The organism is Acidovorax sp. KKS102 (genome assembly GCF_000302535.1).
Classification (GTDB): Bacteria; Pseudomonadota; Gammaproteobacteria; order Burkholderiales; family Burkholderiaceae_C; genus Acidovorax.
Genome location: NC_018708.1, coordinates 3,937,559 through 3,953,199, shown reverse-complemented (window position 1 = coordinate 3,953,199; position 15,641 = coordinate 3,937,559). Strand labels below are relative to the sequence as shown.

The 15,641-nt window shown below is 62.4% G+C and carries 23 protein-coding genes; 17 read left to right on the top strand and 6 right to left on the bottom strand.

The genetic code is table 11. From position 1 onward, the window contains the following. Positions 1–5 precede the first annotated feature (5 nt). Entirely contained in the window at positions 6–245 is a 240-nt protein-coding gene (locus tag C380_RS18120; RefSeq protein WP_015015290.1) for a hypothetical protein, read from the bottom strand. Positions 246–362: 117 nt separating this feature from the next. Between C380_RS18120 and C380_RS18115 the strand changes: the two genes are divergently transcribed. Both C380_RS18115 and C380_RS18110 read left to right on the top strand, forming a co-directional pair. Then, on the top strand, positions 363–785 hold the full coding sequence (locus C380_RS18115) for a helix-turn-helix domain-containing protein (RefSeq protein WP_015015289.1): 423 nt from the start codon (positions 363–365) through the stop codon (positions 783–785). Positions 786–835: 50 nt separating this feature from the next. Beyond that, positions 836–1,171 (top strand): hypothetical protein, encoded by a 336-nt coding sequence (locus C380_RS18110; RefSeq protein ID WP_148279992.1) that lies wholly within the window; start codon positions 836–838, stop codon positions 1,169–1,171. A gap of 122 nt (positions 1,172–1,293) precedes the next feature. On the opposite strand, the gene C380_RS25355 is transcribed toward C380_RS18110, so the two are convergent. Then, positions 1,294–1,629 carry a hypothetical protein gene (locus C380_RS25355; protein ID WP_168162375.1) on the bottom strand — a complete coding sequence of 112 codons (336 nt, stop codon included), beginning with the start codon at positions 1,627–1,629 and terminating at the stop codon, positions 1,294–1,296. A 315-nt stretch (positions 1,630–1,944) separates the two neighbouring features. Between C380_RS25355 and C380_RS25135 the strand changes: the two genes are divergently transcribed. From C380_RS25135 to C380_RS25905, 13 genes are all read left to right on the top strand, one after another. Next, positions 1,945–2,133, top strand: coding sequence for a hypothetical protein (locus tag C380_RS25135; protein WP_148279991.1), 189 nt, complete (start codon positions 1,945–1,947; stop codon positions 2,131–2,133). A gap of 159 nt (positions 2,134–2,292) precedes the next feature. Next, positions 2,293–2,940, top strand: a complete 648-nt coding sequence (locus tag C380_RS18100) for a hypothetical protein (RefSeq protein ID WP_015015285.1) — start codon at positions 2,293–2,295, stop codon at positions 2,938–2,940. 442 nt (positions 2,941–3,382) lie between these two features. Continuing rightward, the gene (locus tag C380_RS18095; RefSeq protein ID WP_015015284.1) at positions 3,383–3,925 is read left to right on the top strand and encodes a lysozyme; all 543 of its coding nucleotides are present in this window, start codon (positions 3,383–3,385) and stop codon (positions 3,923–3,925) included. Further along, a complete protein-coding gene (locus C380_RS18090) occupies positions 3,922–4,452 on the top strand; it encodes a hypothetical protein (RefSeq protein ID WP_015015283.1) in 531 nt (176 codons plus the stop codon). The genes C380_RS18095 and C380_RS18090 overlap by 4 nt, the downstream gene beginning before the upstream one ends. Continuing rightward, entirely contained in the window at positions 4,442–4,786 is a 345-nt protein-coding gene (locus C380_RS18085; protein WP_015015282.1) for a hypothetical protein, read from the top strand. The genes C380_RS18090 and C380_RS18085 overlap by 11 nt, the downstream gene beginning before the upstream one ends. 8 nt (positions 4,787–4,794) lie before the next feature. Continuing rightward, positions 4,795–5,094, top strand: coding sequence for a hypothetical protein (locus tag C380_RS18080; protein WP_238544043.1), 300 nt, complete (start codon positions 4,795–4,797; stop codon positions 5,092–5,094). Between the two features lie 2 nt (positions 5,095–5,096). Next, a complete protein-coding gene (locus C380_RS18075) occupies positions 5,097–5,645 on the top strand; it encodes a DUF3486 family protein (RefSeq protein WP_015015280.1) in 549 nt (182 codons plus the stop codon). Beyond that, positions 5,642–5,836 carry a hypothetical protein gene (locus C380_RS18070; RefSeq protein WP_015015279.1) on the top strand — a complete coding sequence of 65 codons (195 nt, stop codon included), beginning with the start codon at positions 5,642–5,644 and terminating at the stop codon, positions 5,834–5,836. The genes C380_RS18075 and C380_RS18070 overlap by 4 nt, the downstream gene beginning before the upstream one ends. Beyond that, positions 5,833–7,503, top strand: coding sequence for a hypothetical protein (locus C380_RS18065; RefSeq protein ID WP_015015278.1), 1,671 nt, complete (start codon positions 5,833–5,835; stop codon positions 7,501–7,503). Before C380_RS18070 ends, C380_RS18065 begins: the two co-directional genes overlap by 4 nt. Positions 7,504–7,511: 8 nt before the next feature. Then, positions 7,512–9,125: a DUF935 domain-containing protein gene (locus C380_RS18060; RefSeq protein ID WP_015015277.1), complete on the top strand. Its 1,614-nt coding sequence runs from the start codon at positions 7,512–7,514 to the stop codon at positions 9,123–9,125. Between the two features lie 4 nt (positions 9,126–9,129). Further along, positions 9,130–10,383, top strand: a complete 1,254-nt coding sequence (locus tag C380_RS18055) for a PBECR2 nuclease fold domain-containing protein (RefSeq protein WP_015015276.1) — start codon at positions 9,130–9,132, stop codon at positions 10,381–10,383. A 103-nt stretch (positions 10,384–10,486) separates the two neighbouring features. Continuing rightward, positions 10,487–11,044 (top strand): phage virion morphogenesis protein, encoded by a 558-nt coding sequence (locus tag C380_RS18050; RefSeq protein WP_015015275.1) that lies wholly within the window; start codon positions 10,487–10,489, stop codon positions 11,042–11,044. 152 nt (positions 11,045–11,196) lie between these two features. Further along, a complete protein-coding gene (locus C380_RS25905) occupies positions 11,197–11,523 on the top strand; it encodes a phage protein Gp27 family protein (protein WP_043565611.1) in 327 nt (108 codons plus the stop codon). Positions 11,524–11,638: 115 nt separating this feature from the next. Here the strand turns inward: C380_RS25905 and C380_RS25705 are convergent, their stop codons facing one another. Then, positions 11,639–11,770: a hypothetical protein gene (locus tag C380_RS25705; RefSeq protein WP_255342783.1), complete on the bottom strand. Its 132-nt coding sequence runs from the start codon at positions 11,768–11,770 to the stop codon at positions 11,639–11,641. Between the two features lie 176 nt (positions 11,771–11,946). Here C380_RS25705 and C380_RS18035 point away from each other — a divergent pair, with 176 nt between their 5' ends. Continuing rightward, positions 11,947–12,681: a hypothetical protein gene (locus C380_RS18035; RefSeq protein ID WP_043565609.1), complete on the top strand. Its 735-nt coding sequence runs from the start codon at positions 11,947–11,949 to the stop codon at positions 12,679–12,681. Further along, positions 12,678–13,259 (top strand): FlgO family outer membrane protein, encoded by a 582-nt coding sequence (locus C380_RS18030; protein WP_015015272.1) that lies wholly within the window; start codon positions 12,678–12,680, stop codon positions 13,257–13,259. Before C380_RS18035 ends, C380_RS18030 begins: the two co-directional genes overlap by 4 nt. Positions 13,260–13,432: 173 nt before the next feature. On the opposite strand, the gene flhC is transcribed toward C380_RS18030, so the two are convergent. From flhC to C380_RS18015, 3 genes are all read right to left on the bottom strand, one after another. Beyond that, the gene (gene flhC, locus C380_RS18025) at positions 13,433–13,996 is read right to left on the bottom strand and encodes a flagellar transcriptional regulator FlhC (protein WP_015015271.1); all 564 of its coding nucleotides are present in this window, start codon (positions 13,994–13,996) and stop codon (positions 13,433–13,435) included. 44 nt (positions 13,997–14,040) lie between these two features. Further along, the gene (gene flhD, locus C380_RS18020) at positions 14,041–14,367 is read right to left on the bottom strand and encodes a flagellar transcriptional regulator FlhD (RefSeq protein WP_015015270.1); all 327 of its coding nucleotides are present in this window, start codon (positions 14,365–14,367) and stop codon (positions 14,041–14,043) included. Positions 14,368–14,694: 327 nt separating this feature from the next. Continuing rightward, positions 14,695–15,600, bottom strand: coding sequence for a sulfurtransferase (locus C380_RS18015; protein WP_015015269.1), 906 nt, complete (start codon positions 15,598–15,600; stop codon positions 14,695–14,697). Positions 15,601–15,641 lie beyond the last annotated feature (41 nt).

The window sequence follows — 15,641 nt, the reverse complement described above, 5'->3', positions numbered from 1 at the left end:
GGACCTCACGCGGCCGCAAGCTGACGGGTACCAACGGCGCGGGAGATCTCGCCCTCTTTGAGGCCGAGCTGCACCGCAATGTTGTGGGCATCACCGCGCAGGCATTTGAGGCGCGGGTTGACCTCGTTGTCGGCCAAGATGGCAATGGCCATGTTGGGGCTGTAGCCGTTTTGTTTGGCCCAGCCCGAGATGGACCAGCCTTTGCGGGCGAACTCCTCGCGGACTTCAGCGCGGGTTTTGACCATGGTGGTTGGCGTCCTATTTGTTGTGCATCAGTTGGCGCTGCTGCATTGGTTTGTTTGTTGTTGTGTGAATTATGCGGCACGTTTGTTCCGCTTTGCAATAGATATTTAGGAATATTTGTGCCTTCCATTTCTGATCGATTGACAGAGGGGCGAAAGGCGCTAGGGCTAAGCCAGCAGGCACTGGCTGATCACGTCGGTATCTCCGCTCGGTCCCAGCGCAACTACGAGTCGGGTGAGCGGATTCCCGACGCTGACTACTTGGCAGCACTGGTGGGTCTCGGGATGGACGTCGTCTACATCCTTACCGGCCAGCACGCTGAGGGCGCTAGACCTGGACAGGTGCTATCTGCGGAAGAGGAAACGCTGCTGAGCTACTTCAGGGATGCATCAAAGGAGGTGCGGCGTGCAGCGCTCGGCGCTTTGCTCGGAGCCAGCATCCCGGCTGCAGGCCAGGCGCGTGGCAGTGGTCAGAACGTGGTCGGCGATAACGCAATTCAGATTGGCAGCGTGACCGGCAAAGCGCGTATCAAAAACAGATGAGGTGAACTTTGGGTGAGCTACCGAGGCAGCTTCTGGCGTGGATTGCCAAGTTGCTGCCGAAACAAAAAGTACAGGGAGATGGCGCGATTCAGGTGGGCAAGGTGGAGGGAGGAATGCAGGTGGTTCACCAGCACTTCTACCCCTCGCCTCCAGAAGCGCAGCCGGGGGGCAAAGTGGGCGCGGAGAGGGCGCAGTCAGCTACAGCGGCGCAGCGTGAATTGTTGACCTTGATGAAGCCACTCAACAAAGCCGCGCGCATCAAGGTGCTCGATTTCATGCGGCGGGAGTTCGACACCCCGATGGTCATTGAGTTGAAGCCAGATCAGGTGTACCGGGTTCGTAGGTATGTCGAAACTATCAACAGCCGCAGAAGGGAGAGGGCATGAGTGTTTGCGAGCCCTTGCGCCGTTTTCGGTGTATCCGATCCATCATCCGATTTTTTAGAGGGGAGTAATCAATGCAGCCGATTTTTGGGTTTTTGCTCTTTGGGGCCGCCACCCTGATTGCGTCAATTGTTGCGAGTAAGCGAGGCCGTTCCGGCATTCTTGTTTTCGTGCTCTGTGTAGTCGCTGGCTTCATCCTGGTAGTCGTCACAAACAATGCGGGCGGAGGCGCCGTCGGAGCTGCTTTTGCTGCATTCATCGCTCCCATCGCTGCATTGATCTGGGCCACGTCCACCCAGAGCAGTGAGCAGCTGGCTGTCACTACGGGAGAGCATGGCGATTTCAAGAAGTGCCCGTTCTGCGCAGAATCCATTCGCAAAGAGGCGGTGAAATGCAAGCACTGCGGTAGCACGCTGGAAAGCGCCGCTTAGGCGGATGCGTAACGTGCGGATCTTGCTCATTGCGTGCCTGCTCGCTGTGGCATTTGCGTCAGGGGCAAATGCCCGTATCCCACGGTCCAGCGCAGCAGTGGCCGAGTTCAAGCGCCAGAACGCATGCCCCATCAACAGCGCTACGCGCGGCCCATGCCCCGGCTATGAGGTGGACCATATCGTCCCGCTATGTGCTGGCGGGCTGGACACTCCAGCCAACATGCAGTGGCTTACGCGCCAGGCACATCGGGAAAAGACAAAAGTGGATGTGATGCGCTGTCGCCGGAGCTTCGGAAGAAGCCCCCAACCATGACCGAAAAACTCAACGCAGCCTAGGAGGCAAAGATGACTTACACCGAATGCTGGGATGAATATGAACGGCTTGATGTACTCGTACGTGAGCTGAGAAATCGCCTGCCAGCAAACCCGAACCAGATCCCTGAAGCTGACTTTGAGCGACTGTGGAAATTGATTGACGAGCGCGATGCGTTGATACCGATCATTAAGGATCAAAACCCAAGAAGTGCTCGGTGAAAAGTCTCAACCAATTAGACGGTGCGGGTGAGTAAAGTCACTGAGCGATGGGCTTACCGCAGAGTGCGTAACGAAACGCAGTATGCCCACCTCTTCAATCAAGTAGTGACTTTAGTACGTACGTCGCGCCACGGGAAACATTGAAGGTGGTGTTTGGATATGACAAGAAATATCGGTGCAAACGCAGCGGGCCGCGTTTTCAATATTTTTAACCGATTTCGGGGGGCTCGGAGCAAAGGTGGACGGGCGTCAGCCCTATGGTTGGAGGTCCTTGGCATCAGCCCGACAGGGAGCGAAGCGCGAGATTCGATCATCGTTGCACGGCACCTTGACGTGCTGATGCGAGAGCTGGACGTAATCTCGAAAACCTATGCAGCGATGGAACTCCCCGCCGATCTGTTAGAGCAGTATCAATTGAATATACATAACGCTCTACAGATCGACCTGCTGCCGCATTCAAAAGAAAACACAGTGCAATATTTGACTGAGGTAGTACTCCTCAGTTTGCGCTGGTGGTCAATCGTGATGCCCGATGATGACATTGCAGTAGTCGGAGAGGACATGGCAGCGCTTAGCGGTCATATCGACGCCCTTGAACAAGCACTTGCAAAGGACGGCATCCCCGCAGGCCTACGTGCATATGCCGAGCGGCTTTTAGAGGAGTTACGAGCGGCAATCGTCATGACTGCGATCGAAGGCGTCAAACCACTGCGCGAGGCTGTCAGAAAAGCTGTGAGCGACGCCCATTTTGAAGAGGATAGTATCAAAGCAGAGTTGGCAGGTGCGGAAGAACGTCCAGAGGTTTAGTCCGTTCTCGACAACATTGGGTCGGCCGTGAAGAAGGCTGCAGACATGGTTGGTGATGGAGAAAGGCTCGCCAAGAGCTATGGGTACTTTTTGGGTAAAGCCCAGGAGGTCGGCGAGTTGATTTCCAGCGCTATCAGCGCCTGAAGCTGTCGATGGGCAAGTAAGGCACGGACATGAGTGATGTTTGCCGCCCTTGCGTGAGACCGCAAAGGCCTTCTACTTGGCCACTGCAGACGCGGAGACCTCCATGCACGCAAAGCAGCTGCAACGCGTAGACGTGGTGAAGAAATGGAGAAATTCGTTCGACGCACTTGAGTCTGCGGTGATTGATGTTTCTGAATCTGTCAGATAGATGTTCGTCACGATAGGCGCCTTGGCTCGGCAACAAACAATGGCGCGCTCCATTTAGCGGGCCTCACGCGCGCGCGGCACAGTGCCGTGCATGGAAACCTACCGTATCGCAATAGCGGCCCTGGCGCTCTCGGCCACAGGTCTTGTCTACATCGCCCAGCGCGAGGGCTACAGCGAGCAGGCCTACCCTGACCCCGTCCACGGCGCCAAGGTGGCCACAGCGGGTTTCGGTACGACGGGCGCTGATATCAAGATGGGCAGTACTTTGCCGCCAGTGCGCGCGCTGGTGCGCCTGCGCGCTGATGCCAGCGAGAAGGAGCTGGCGCTCAAGCGCTGCATGGGTGAAGTAGCGCTCTTCCCGCGCGAGTGGGACGCCTTTGTTGGTCTGGCCTACAACACCGGTAGCACGCCGGTGTGCTTGAACAATGAGCGCAGCGGGCCCAGCACCATCGTGCGGCGCCTCCAGGCCGGGGACCATAAGGGCGCATGCGAGGCCATCCTGCTCTACGACCGCGCGGGCCCGGTCAACAAGCCACAAGACCGTTGCAGCCACCCAGATAACCGCACCTGCAGAGGCGTTTGGACAGACCGCCTGCGCCTGCACGCGATGTGCCTTGGGGAGCCGGTGCAATGAGTGCCCGGTTGATCACCTATGGCGTGCTGCTGTGCGCCGCCATCGTGGCCGTCAAGGCTTGGCAAGCCCACCTGGTGGCACAAGGCGATGCGCGCGGCGCTGCCCGCGTGCAGGCTGCTTGGGACACCCAGGAGAACGCGCGCAACGACGCTACGGCGCGTGACAACGCCACCAAGTTCCGTAATGCCGAAAGGACCGCGTATGAAGACGCAAAACGTGAGGCTGCGCGCCGCGCTCGCGATGCTGCCGCTGCTACTGCTGTGCGTGAGCTGCGCGCCCAAATTACCGAGCTCAACAGCCGCGCCAATCCCTACCCGCCAGGAGACGCCGGCATTGCCGCCTGCTCTCGCGAAGCCTCCACAGCCAGAGAGCTATTCGGAGAGAGCGCTGGCGCGTATCAAGAGCTGGCAGCGGAGGCTGATGGACTCCGAGACCAGGTGATTGGGCTCCAGGACTTCACACGCAGCGTGTGCCGCGCAAGTGAGAAAGCTGCAGACGCCTCAAGGGAGATGAGTAATGGTCTTTGAGGTAACGCTAGGCAATGTCATCACCCTGGTGGCGCTGGTGATCGCTGCCATGTGGGCACTCTTCAAGCTGGTGAACGTGCAGCAGGAACGAAGGCTGAATGACCGCTTCGACACGTTGACCAACGCGATGGAAGCCGTTGCGAAATCTCAGGAGCGCAATGCGGATGCCACAGCCCAACTTGAGCGCGATTTCCACAAACACCAGGTTGATCTGGCGAGGGACTACGTGCGGCGCGATGACTTCGTACGCCACATGGGCAGCTTGGAAACGCGCATCGACAACTTCGCGCTGCGGGTGGAACGCGCGCTCAATCAATTGATGGGGGGACGTTAATGATCGACATGGCAAAAACTCGCCGCGAGGACATGCGCTGGCATCTGCTCTCGGCGATCAATCTGAGCCGCCCGGCTGGGATCTACACCGAGCCGCTGCTTGCCATCGTGCGAGCGGTGTATCCAGACGCCACGCACCAAGAAGTACGTGTGAACCTTGACTACTTGGAAGAGCGCGAAATGGTGCGCATCAGCAAGGACCCCGTGGACCGCTGGACGGTCGATTTGACGCGCACTGGCATCGACTTCGTTGAATACAACATCGACGCGCAGCCCGGCGTGTCGCGGCCCAAGATTACGCAGGCGTAGCCATGGCACCACGAAGCAAGGTACACACGCTGCCGCCCGAGCTCAAAGAGTGGCTGGATACCGAGCTCGTGCGGCGCGGCTTTGGCGACTATGTGCAGCTTGCGGCTGATCTCAAGGCGCGCGGCGCAGATGTGTCCAAGTCCGCGCTGCAGCGCTATGGATCGCCCTTTGAGCGCAGCCTGGCGAAGGTGAAGATGGCAAGCGAGCAGGCCCGCGCCATAGTGGATGCAGCGCCGGATGATGAGGACAAGCTGGGGTCCGCGGTGGTGCGGGTGACGCAGGAGAAGATCCTGAATCTGCTGATGGACATTGACATCGACGCCGAGGACGTTGATATCAACAAGTTGTTTAAGAACGCTGCAGAGATCGGCAAGGCGTCTGTCACGCAGAAGAAGTTCAGCTTGGAGGTGCGAAGGGAAATCGAGGAAGCCACCCGCAAGAAGATGCTGGCCGAGCAAGAGGCCAATCTGCAGGAGGTCGCCAAGGCACAGGGTATGGATGAGGCCCAGGTGGACTTTTGGCGGCGCAAGTTCCTCGGGGTCGGGTCATGAACGCTTTCTTCCAAGTGTTGGCCGCTGTTCTGTTCATCCTGCTGGAGCGCGGCAGGCATGTCCGTGGCCCTTGGCGCCGTCGAGAGTGGCGCAATGTGCTGGTGCAGTCCTTTTGGCTGGCCCTGGCGGTCGCCTGTGTCTTGAGCGGCCCGGCACTGGGCTTGGTGCTCCTGTGGCGGTCGCTCCAATGAACGCCATCAAGCCGCTGGCCACCACACTGCGCACGCTGGAATGGGACGACCTCCCGCCCAGCGTGCGGTCCATTCCTGACGGCTTCAACCCCCTGGACGATGGCGTGCTGATGAAGCACCAACGCGAGGTGGCCGCTATCCAGGCGGCCATCATTGCCGTGCCCAAGGGGCGCCGCACTGGCATCACCTTCGGCACCATGCTCAACAAGACGCTGGTGGCCGCCGCCCGCAAGAGCGCCGGGGGCGACAACGTCTACTACATCGGCGATACAAAGGAAAAAGGCCTCGAAGCCATCGGCTACTGCGCCAAGTTCGCCCGCGTCATCGCCCAGGCCCAGGGCCAGGGCATTTCCGGGGTCGAGGAGTTCCTGTTCGAAGACCAGGACGACAGCGGCAAGACCCGCCACATCACGGCCTACCGCATCCGCTTTGCCTCGGGCTTCCAGGTGTGCGCGCTCTCCAGCCGTCCCGCCAACATTCGGGGCCTGCAGGGCCACGTGGTCATCGACGAGGCCGCCTTCCACCCCGACGTTCAGGGCGTGCTCGACGCCGCCACCGCTCTGCTGATCTGGGGCGGCCAGATCACCGTCATCAGCTCGCACAACGGCAAGAACAACCCCTTCGCCCAGTTCTGCCGCGACATCGAGGCGGGCCGATATGGTGCCGATGCCCGCGTGGTCACCGTCACGTTTGACGATGCCGTAGCAAACGGCCTGTACGAGCGCGTCTGCTTCATGAAAGGCACCCCGCCCACCCTCGAAGGTAAGCAAGCCTGGTACAGCAAGATTCGCAACGGCTACGGCGTGCGCAAGGCTGCCATGCGCGAAGAGCTGGACGCCATCCCGCGCGACGGCAGCGGCGTCTGTCTGCCCGGTGTTTGGATCGAGCAGGCCATGACGCTGCCGCCGGAGCGAATCCTGCGCCTCGCGTTGGATGACGACTTTGTGCGCAAGAGCCCTGAGGAGCGCGCAGCTTGGGCCACCGACTGGATCGAGCGCTACCTGGCGCCCGAGCTTGCACGGCTGGACAAGGGCGAGCGCCACGTGTTTTCTCACGACTATGCGCGGCATCGGGACTTTTCGAGCTGGGGCGCTATTGCCCTTGCCGCAGGCATGCGGCGGCGCCTTCCCCTGTCGGTCGAAATGCACAAGGTGCCCTATGCCCAGCAGCGGCAAATCACCTGGTACGCCATTGAGCGTCTGCCACGCCGCTGCGGCGGCGCCATGGACGCCACCGGCTCGGGCGAAGCGCTGGCAGAGGAAACCGCCGACAAGTTCGGCCATGGCCATGTGCACCAGGTCAAGCTCAACCGAGCCTGGTACGGCACCTGGATGCCCAAGCTGGTGCAAGGTTTTGCAGACGGGATGATCGACATTCCCGCCGACCCGAGCCTCGCCCAGGACTTGCGGGCCATTGAAGAGGTGGACGGCATCGCCATGGTCAGCAAAGTTCGCCGCGCCGACGTGAAGGACCCTGAGTTGTTCCGCCACGGCGACGGCGCTGTGATGCTCTGCCTAGGCTGGTTCGCCACGCTCAACCTGAGCGCCGCCATCGACTTCACTCCCTTGCCCGCGCTGCCGCGCGGCTTTGACAACCTCGGCGCGGCCGACAACAGCGACGAGGCCGAGGATTACCTCCGCCTGGTCGAGCCGCGCGCTACCTGGTAGGCACCCCCATGGCAACTTCCCGCATCCTCGGCCCGGACGGCCAGCCCATCAAAATGCCCGACCTGGCAGAACCGCAGACAGCCAGGCTGGCCCACCTGCAGCGCGAGCTGCAGAGCCACCCCACGCGCGGCCTCACGCCCTCACGCCTGGCAAAGATTCTGGACGCCGCCGAGAACGGCGACCTGGTCGCCCAGTTCGAGCTGTTCGAGGACATGGAAGAAAAGGACGGCCACATTGCCGCCGAGATGGGCAAGCGCCGCCGCGCCTGCGTGCTCGACTGGAACGTGGTGCCGCCCGAGGGCGCCGACGCGGCCGAGAAGAAGGCCGCCGAGCAGCTCGGCGAGCTGCTCACCGAGATCCCGGACTTTGAGGACATGGTCTTCGACCTCACCGACGCCATCGGCAAGGGCTACGCCTGCCTTGAGCTGGAATGGCATCGCGTGGAGGGCCTGTGGGTGCCCAAGACCATCACCCACCGCCCGCAGTCCTGGTTCACACTCAACCGGGGCTATCGGCAAGAGCTGCGCCTGCGCACCAACACCGTCAGCACCACCGAGGCCGGGCCGGTGCAGGGCGACCCCCTCACACCCTTTGGCTGGATCACGCATGTGCACAAGGCCAAGAGCGGCTATCTGGAGCGCTCGGCACTGTTCCGCCAACTGGTGTGGACCTACCTTTTCAAGAACTACAGCGTGGGCGACCTTGCCGAGTTCCTGGAGATTTACGGCATCCCGGTGCGCATCGGCAAATACCCCGCCAGTGCCAGCGAAAAAGAGAAGGCCACGCTGCTGCGCGCGCTTGCAGCCGTGGGGCACAACGCGGCGGGCATCATCCCCGACGGCATGCTGATCGAGTTTGAGAACGCGGCAACGGGCGACCCGGACGCGTTCATGGCCATGATCGACTGGTGCGAAAAGAACCAGTCCAAAGTGATCCTGGGCGGCACGCTGACCAGCGGGGCAGACGGCAAGAGCAGCACCAACGCTCTGGGCAACGTCCACAACGAAGTGCGCAAGGACCTGCGCGACGGCGACATACGCCAGGCCAACACCACCCTCACGCGCGATCTGGTGTTTGCCGTGGCCTCGCTCAACGGCCTGGCACCGGGCGGCCTGCGCCGCGCGCCCCAGTTCCGCCTGAACGCCCAGGAGCGCGAAGACCTCGGCAGCTTCTCCACTGCGCTACCCGCGCTGGTGAACATGGGTGTGCGTCCCCCCGTGGCCTGGGTGCATGAGCGCTTGGGCATCCCCGTGGCGCAGGGCAATGAACCGGTGCTGATGCCCGCAGGCACTGCCTCAGCAGCCCCCACGGGCACCGCTGCCGCAACCGCAACGCCACCCGCGCTCACCGGCACGGCCGCGCCCGGCATGCTTCCGCCCCCTCAGCAGATGCAGCCGCAACTGGCCGCCAACCTGGCTCCCGCCGTCAGCACCTGGCTCGACCAGGTGCGCGAGCTGGTCATGCGCGCCCAGTCGCTCGCGGAGATCCGCGACGGCCTGGACGCACTGCTGCCCGACATGACGCTCGACCAGTACGCCGCCGCCATGGCCGTCGCCCTGCGCACCGCTGAAATGGCGGGGCGCTACGAGGTCATGCAGGAGGTATCTGGAGGCGGGGGCTAGACGCATGGCTACAGCAGCCTACGGATCGCTCCCCTTCGCCGAGCAGGCCGATTTTTTCCGCCGCAAGCTCAACGTCCCCACCGATGGCTGGACCGACATCTACACCCGCGAGCACGACTGGGCTTTTGTGGTGGCCGGGGCCAACCGCGACGCCATCGTTACGGACTTTCGCGCCGCCGTGGAGAAGGCCATCTCGGGCGGCAGCACCCTGGAAGACTTCCGCAAGGACTTCGACAGCATCGTGGCCCGCCATGGCTGGGACTACAACGGCGGGCGCAACTGGCGCAGCCGCGTCATCTACGACACCAACCTGGCCACCAGCTACGCGGCCGGGCGTTGGCAGCAGCTGCAGGCCGCGCCGTACTGGCAGTACGACCACCAGGATTGGGTGGAGAACCCACGCCCCCAGCATGTGAGCTGGGACGGCCTGGTGCTGGAGCGGGAGAACTCCTTCTGGCAAACCCACTTCCCGCCCAACGGCTGGGGATGCCATTGCAAGGTGCGCGGCCTGTGGCCCCGCGATCTGCAGCGCCTGGGAAAGTCCGGGCCCGACCAGGCGCCCGAGGTCAACCTTGTGGAGCGCACCATCGGCCAGCGCAGCGCCCTGGGCCCGCGCCAGGTGCAGGTGCCTGAGGGCATCGACCCCGGCTTTGAATACGCCCCCGGCGCCACCAGGCTGCGCAGCGCCATCCCGCCAGAGCGGCCCGAGCCTCCCATGCCCGGCAGCGCAGGAGGCCACGGCCTGCCGAATCTGCGGCCGTCCGACCCGCTACCGCTGGCGCGAGCATTCCATTCCTCTGAACTGGCCCCCGCAGGGCTCCAGCCCGAGGACTACGCGCGGTCTTTCCTGCAAAGCCTGAACGTCGACGGCGATGGGCCAGCCATCATCAAGGACGTGATGGGCGAGCGCATTGTGGTGGGCATGGACCTGTTTCAGACGCCTGACGGGCGTTGGAAGACGCTCAAGCAGGACCGTGGCCGCTACATGCCATTGCTGGCCCGCGCTTTCCTAGAACCTGACGAAATATGGGTGCGCGTGGAATGGCTGTACGCGCAACAGCGCGCCGTGGTTCGGCGCCGCTATGTGGCGGCATTCGATCTCGAAGGGCACGACACTGCCGGGCTTGCGGTATTTGACCTGGGTCCGGATGGCTGGACCGGGGTGACAACCTTCCAAGGAACCTCCCAATCTTGGGACGACTGGCGTGTCGGTGCGCGCTTGTACCAACGCGTGAAAACCGCCTACAGAAATGAGTAACCCGGCACAGCGCCACGTACCGGGTCCTTCCGAGCGTAGGGTTGGCGGGCCTGGCGCGGCCGTCTCACTCGATGAAGTAGCACCATTGTAGGAGTTTTGCCCCATGGCCGGAACCCACATCAAGTCCACCGTCAACGACGCCCAGGCCCGCGCCATGCTGGCCCGCCTGGGCGAGCCCGGCACCGATGACCTCATGCCCCGCCTGGGCGAGTACCTGCAGGCCAGCACCCAAAAGCGCTTCAAGGTCCAGACCGCCCCGGACGGCACCGCGTGGCAACCATTGCAACCCCGTTACGCCAGGCGGAAAAAGTACGCCAAGGACAAGGTGCTCACCCTGCGCGGCTACCTGCGCAGCGGCATCCACTACCAGGTGACTGGGGATGCAGAGGTCGAGGTGGGCAGCAACACCAAGTACGCGGCCATCCACCAATTTGGCGGTGAGATCGACATGCCCGAGCGCCAGGCCAGCGTGCGCTACCGCAGCGTCGCCGGAAGAACCCTGTTCGCCAGCAAGAAGCACAAGAGGGTGACCGAAAAGACGGTGACGGTTCCGGTCCACTTCGTGAAGATCCCGGCACGTCCATTCCTGGGCATCAGCACAGCGGACGACAGCGAGATCCGGGACATTGTTCTGAACTGGGTTGTAAAGCGCAGCAAATAGGGTCCTGGCTCCCAATACTCCCAGCCCGCTGCCGCCGACCATGGCGGCATGTTCTCGGGGCTCGGTAACATACTCGCGCTGGGTCCCGTCGTCGCCATCTCCGTAATTGCTTGGGCCATTGCCGGTGCTCTCAAGTAGTTTTTCACTACCCTATGCCACGCAGCACATCCATCAATTCCTTGCCTGCCGAGTTACAGGATCAGTTGCGGGGGCGTTTGCTCGCAACAGGATTCGCCCAGTTTGAAGAGCACTCCGAATGGCTTCGACGCGAGGGTTTTTCTATTTCCAAGTCCGCGATCCATCGCTACGCTACCGCTCACGCGACAGCCATCATGGCCCAACAGCGAACCGACAGTTCGCTATCCCTTGTGGAGTCACGCATTCGGTGCTTGGAGATTGCGAGTTCGCTGGCGCCTAGCACGACAGCCGACTTGATGCGCGATGCCGAAGAGCTGCTCAAGTGGGTCTACAGGCCCTGACACGGGGTTTCCTGTTGCGAAATGGATTTTTATAAGACCCGGCCCACTTCTACCCTGATGAACCCGGTTCTACCCATTTATCGCGCCTCTCACTCTTTCTTTATCTCACTCCCGTTCAGTCGGCGGCTGGCGTGTGGCTGGCATCTGCTGCGACCTGGCTGGTCACCGCCGGGTCGGAGCTGCCATCGTCAACGCCGGTTGTCGTTGGGCTGGTGGGTGCTGAAGGAGCGGCAGAGGGCGCGGTCATGCGCGGATTGTGCGGCAGGCCGGGTACGGGCTTTGTAGGTGGCCATCCCATCGCCAGCGGCGTTGGCAAAGTGCGACGGAAAACGGGCTTTGTTCCCGCGATGGTGCTTTGCCAAGGCCATTAGGATGATGCGATGCAATTGGACGGCATCACAACATGACAAGGGGCGTGTGCGCATGAATCCTCAACACTCCCTCCGTGGACGCGTGTTCGCGACGGCAGCACTGGCGGTGTTGCTGGGCGGATGCTCGTCGCTGGATGTTCCGCGTGCCGACAACTATCCGGCCACCGACCAGAAGAAAGCGCGCGCCGTGCACCACTGGGATGTGTTGGCCGACGACGTGGCGGGTCGCATCGCGGGCAAGATCAGCGCCTGGCCAGCTGGCGAGTACCCCATCTATCTGGCTCCGAGCCCTGGCGACACCAGCTTCAATAATGGCTTTCGCAAGCTGCTGATCACGCGCCTGCTGGATCGCGGCGTAGTGCTGTCCACGCAACCGACGGCAGTCACGCTCACATTCGAAACCCAGGTGGTCCAGCACAACGCCCGCGTGCAAACCTGGGGACCCATGCCGTGGACACGTCTGGCGCTGGGCGTGGGCGTGGCGCGAGACTGGTATCTGTTCCGCCAGGGCGCTGGCTCCATGCTGGCGGGTGTTGCCGCCCTTGGCGCGGTGACGGACCTCACGCAATACGCCATCGACGGATCTGCCGCAGGCGGGCCGACGCGCACAGAGGTGCTCATCACGACATCCCTCGAAAGTGGCGACCGCTACCTCGCGAGCACGGCAGATGTGTACTACGTCGAACCCGATGATTCGCCGCTGTACAAGACGCAGTTGCCACCGCCTCCACCACCACCGCCTCCCCCACCCACCCCCGTAAAAACCTGGCGGGTGGTTGCACCATGATGCGCCGTTTCCAACCCGGCAAGCTCAAGTCCATGTGGTGCCTGGGCATGGTCGCTGTGTCGGCCCTGGCGCTGCAGGGCTGTTCGACCAACCCGGTCCACAGCTACTACTACGGCAACAGTGCGGGCGGCATGTCGCGCACGGACCTGATTGAGGTCAACGAACGGGCGACAGATGCCTTGCTGCTCAGCGCGCCGCTGGACGCGAGCCAGCCGGTGCTGGTTGCCACCTTGGTGAATGTGGACCGGCTCAACGAGTCGTCGCGGCTGGGGCGCATCTTTTCGGAGCAGATTGCGGGGCGCATGGTGCAGCGCGGCCTGCGCGTGACGGAGGTGAAGCTGCGTGACAACCTGGTGCTGCACCGCGAGCAGGGCGAGTTGCTGCTGTCGCGCGAGGTGCGGGAGGTCAGCCAGGCGCAGAACGCACAGGCCGTGGTGGTGGGCACGTACGCAGTGTCGGCCTCGGTGGTGTACATCAGCCTCAAGCTGGTGAACCCGGTGGGCAACCAGGTGATTGCTGCACACAACTACGCGGTGCCTGCGGACGAGAACGTGCGGACCTTGCTGGCCGGGCGTTGATGGATGGGTAACGGTTTGGTGCTCTGCCTTGCACCACATTCCATCCGCAGAAAGCAGAAAGCACAAAGCACAAAGGCCCCAAGCAGGGCCTTGTTTGCTATCTAATCAATAGCTATCGCGGCAATAGGTACTAGCGCATCGGGCACTTTTGGCTCAAAAATCACGCCAAGGTGTCAATGCAGCATCAGTGCGCCGGCGGTCTTGCTCTTGCCTGCACGGGCGGGCGGGTTGCATAGGCCGCAGGTGAAGTGGCGGTTCTCGTACAGCTCGGTCACGAACTGGCCGCTGCACTGGCTGCACTTGGTGCGGGTCAGCATGCCGGCGTCCACAAATTTCACCAGGCGCCAGGCGCGGGTGAAGGACAGCAGGGGCTCGATCTCGGCCGTGGCGACTTGTTCGTTGTACAGGCGGTAGGCCTTGGTCAGCAGCTCCACCGAGTCCAGGTCCACGCCTTTGGACAGATATTCGTAGATGTTCAGGAACAGCGAGCTGTGGATGTTCTCTTGCCACGTCAGGAACCAGTCGGTGGAAAAGGGCAACTGGCCTTTGGAGGGTGACTTGCCAGCGATCTCCTTGTACAGGCGGATCAGGCGTTCATACGACAGCGTGGTCTCGGACTCCAGCACCTGCATGCGGGCGCCCATCTGGATCAGCATGGCTGCGCGTTCGATCTGCTTGGATTCGTTCAGAACGCTTTTGACAGGGGCTTTGGCGGCGGCGGTGGTGGTGGAGGACATGGCGGGCTTTCGGTGAGAACGGGACAACGCTGTGGGCTAGTGCTTCAGAGCACTTCCGACACGCGGCTGGCCATCAGGATGTTGGCGTGCAGGGTGTTGGTGGCGTCGTTGCCCACCTTCTTGGCCGAGTGGTTGGTCAGCAAGCTCCACACGAGGTTGTCGTCCACGCGGAAGCTGCAAAGTAGCGTGTTGCGGGAGGCCAGTTTCATCACTTGCGCTGCGGACAGCGAAGCGAGAATATCGGCAGACTCTTCGTTCATGCCCAGACGGAAAACTGCTTCGGCCTTGTCCTGACGGATCAGGGTTTGGGCCAGCATCAGGTAGGTGAGGTTGGCTTCGCGGATTTCAGCGAGGATTTGTTCGTTGGTCATGGCGGCTTCCTTTTTTCCAGTACCGGGTCTTGCGTTGCCTGCTGACTGCAGGTTTTGCGTGATCCGTTGAAATGGATTGTGAAACCGCCCCAATCAGAAATTAAGTCGGGGTTTGGCTGCGCCGCGTGTCTGGTTTCGCGGTGGGCTGTGTAGGAATTTGCCCTACATGCAGATCAGGCGTTGGCTGGCTTTCAAGAGGGGCGCATCTGCTGCACTGGCAGGCACCGGTCCCCGAATTCTGCTCATGGTTTTGATAGCGCCTGCAAAACCATCTTTTTTGCGCTTTTGCAACCCGCGGCGTCCGTTAGACGCCGCAACTGGGGCGTTTCAACCCTTTTCGACTGGGCGCGTGGGGTCTGAACACCATTCGCTCCAGCTGCCCGCGAACAGTGCGGTGTGCCCCAGGCCGGCAATCTCCATGGCCAGCAGATTGGGCACCGCGCTCACGCCGCTGCCGCACTGGTGCACCACGGTTGCAGGATTGCGGCCTGCCAGCAGGGCATCGAACTCTGCGCGCAGTGTGGCTGCGGGTTTGAAGCGGCCGTCGGCGCCGATGTTTTCGGCAAACGGCCGGTTGAGTGCTCCCGGAATGTGGCCGGCCACCGGGTCCAGCGGCTCCACCTCGCCCCGGTAGCGGGCACCGGCGCGGGCGTCGATCACGGTTTGGTCTGCGGGGCTCTGCAGGCGGGCCAGAACATCGCTGGCCGTGGCCAGCTGGCGCAAGGGCTCGTTCAGTGCAAAGTGGGACTGGAAGTGCGAGGGCTCTTCGCCGCTGTTGACTGCGCCCCCTGCGGCCTGCCAGGCCTGTAGCCCGCCGTCGAGCACGGCCACGGCGTCATGGCCCGCCCACTTGAGCATCCACCACAGGCGGCCGCAATAGTTGGCGCCCTGGCGGTCGTAGACCACGGCCTGCATGTTGTTGGCAAAACCCACGCTGGACAGCCACATGGCAAACCGTTCGCGGCTGGGCAGCGGGTGGCGGCCGCCCGATGCGGGCTGGTCGGCCTCCTGCGCCGTCACAGTGCCGGTGGCGCCGGGTGCGCCGTGCTTGGCGCTAAGGTCGTTGTCCAGGTTGGCATACACAGCACCGGGGATGTGGGCCTGTGCATATTGCTGCGCGCCGGCGGTCGGTTGCATGAGTTCGAAGCTGCAGTCAAACACCATCAGCGGCGCACCGCTGGCGATAAGGGCTTGCAGGTCGGGGGCGGAGATGAGCGTGGTGTAGGTGGTCATCGGCAGAGTGGGTGCAAAGCAACCGGTAGGACGGGGAGCCC

What these genes read in the sequence shown, in the direction of transcription:
- C380_RS18120 (WP_015015290.1), bottom strand. Translation starts at nt 245, where the DNA reads ATGGTCAAAACCCGCGCTGAAGTCCGCGAGGAGTTCGCCCGCAAAGGC.
- C380_RS25355 (WP_168162375.1), bottom strand. Translation starts at nt 1,629, where the DNA reads ATGAGCAAGATCCGCACGTTACGCATCCGCCTAAGCGGCGCTTTCCAG.
- C380_RS25135 (WP_148279991.1), top strand. Translation starts at nt 1,945, where the DNA reads ATGACTTACACCGAATGCTGGGATGAATATGAACGGCTTGATGTACTC.
- C380_RS18100 (WP_015015285.1), top strand. Translation starts at nt 2,293, where the DNA reads ATGACAAGAAATATCGGTGCAAACGCAGCGGGCCGCGTTTTCAATATT.
- C380_RS18095 (WP_015015284.1), top strand. Translation starts at nt 3,383, where the DNA reads ATGGAAACCTACCGTATCGCAATAGCGGCCCTGGCGCTCTCGGCCACA.
- C380_RS18090 (WP_015015283.1), top strand. Translation starts at nt 3,922, where the DNA reads ATGAGTGCCCGGTTGATCACCTATGGCGTGCTGCTGTGCGCCGCCATC.
- C380_RS18085 (WP_015015282.1), top strand. Translation starts at nt 4,442, where the DNA reads ATGGTCTTTGAGGTAACGCTAGGCAATGTCATCACCCTGGTGGCGCTG.
- C380_RS18080 (WP_238544043.1), top strand. Translation starts at nt 4,795, where the DNA reads ATGGCAAAAACTCGCCGCGAGGACATGCGCTGGCATCTGCTCTCGGCG.
- C380_RS18075 (WP_015015280.1), top strand. Translation starts at nt 5,097, where the DNA reads ATGGCACCACGAAGCAAGGTACACACGCTGCCGCCCGAGCTCAAAGAG.
- C380_RS18070 (WP_015015279.1), top strand. Translation starts at nt 5,642, where the DNA reads ATGAACGCTTTCTTCCAAGTGTTGGCCGCTGTTCTGTTCATCCTGCTG.
- C380_RS18065 (WP_015015278.1), top strand. Translation starts at nt 5,833, where the DNA reads ATGAACGCCATCAAGCCGCTGGCCACCACACTGCGCACGCTGGAATGG.
- C380_RS18060 (WP_015015277.1), top strand. Translation starts at nt 7,512, where the DNA reads ATGGCAACTTCCCGCATCCTCGGCCCGGACGGCCAGCCCATCAAAATG.
- C380_RS18055 (WP_015015276.1), top strand. Translation starts at nt 9,130, where the DNA reads ATGGCTACAGCAGCCTACGGATCGCTCCCCTTCGCCGAGCAGGCCGAT.
- C380_RS18050 (WP_015015275.1), top strand. Translation starts at nt 10,487, where the DNA reads ATGGCCGGAACCCACATCAAGTCCACCGTCAACGACGCCCAGGCCCGC.
- C380_RS25905 (WP_043565611.1), top strand. Translation starts at nt 11,197, where the DNA reads ATGCCACGCAGCACATCCATCAATTCCTTGCCTGCCGAGTTACAGGAT.
- C380_RS25705 (WP_255342783.1), bottom strand. Translation starts at nt 11,770, where the DNA reads ATGACCGCGCCCTCTGCCGCTCCTTCAGCACCCACCAGCCCAACGACA.
- C380_RS18035 (WP_043565609.1), top strand. Translation starts at nt 11,947, where the DNA reads ATGAATCCTCAACACTCCCTCCGTGGACGCGTGTTCGCGACGGCAGCA.
- C380_RS18030 (WP_015015272.1), top strand. Translation starts at nt 12,678, where the DNA reads ATGATGCGCCGTTTCCAACCCGGCAAGCTCAAGTCCATGTGGTGCCTG.
- flhC (WP_015015271.1), bottom strand. Translation starts at nt 13,996, where the DNA reads ATGTCCTCCACCACCACCGCCGCCGCCAAAGCCCCTGTCAAAAGCGTT.
- flhD (WP_015015270.1), bottom strand. Translation starts at nt 14,367, where the DNA reads ATGACCAACGAACAAATCCTCGCTGAAATCCGCGAAGCCAACCTCACC.
- C380_RS18015 (WP_015015269.1), bottom strand. Translation starts at nt 15,600, where the DNA reads ATGACCACCTACACCACGCTCATCTCCGCCCCCGACCTGCAAGCCCTT.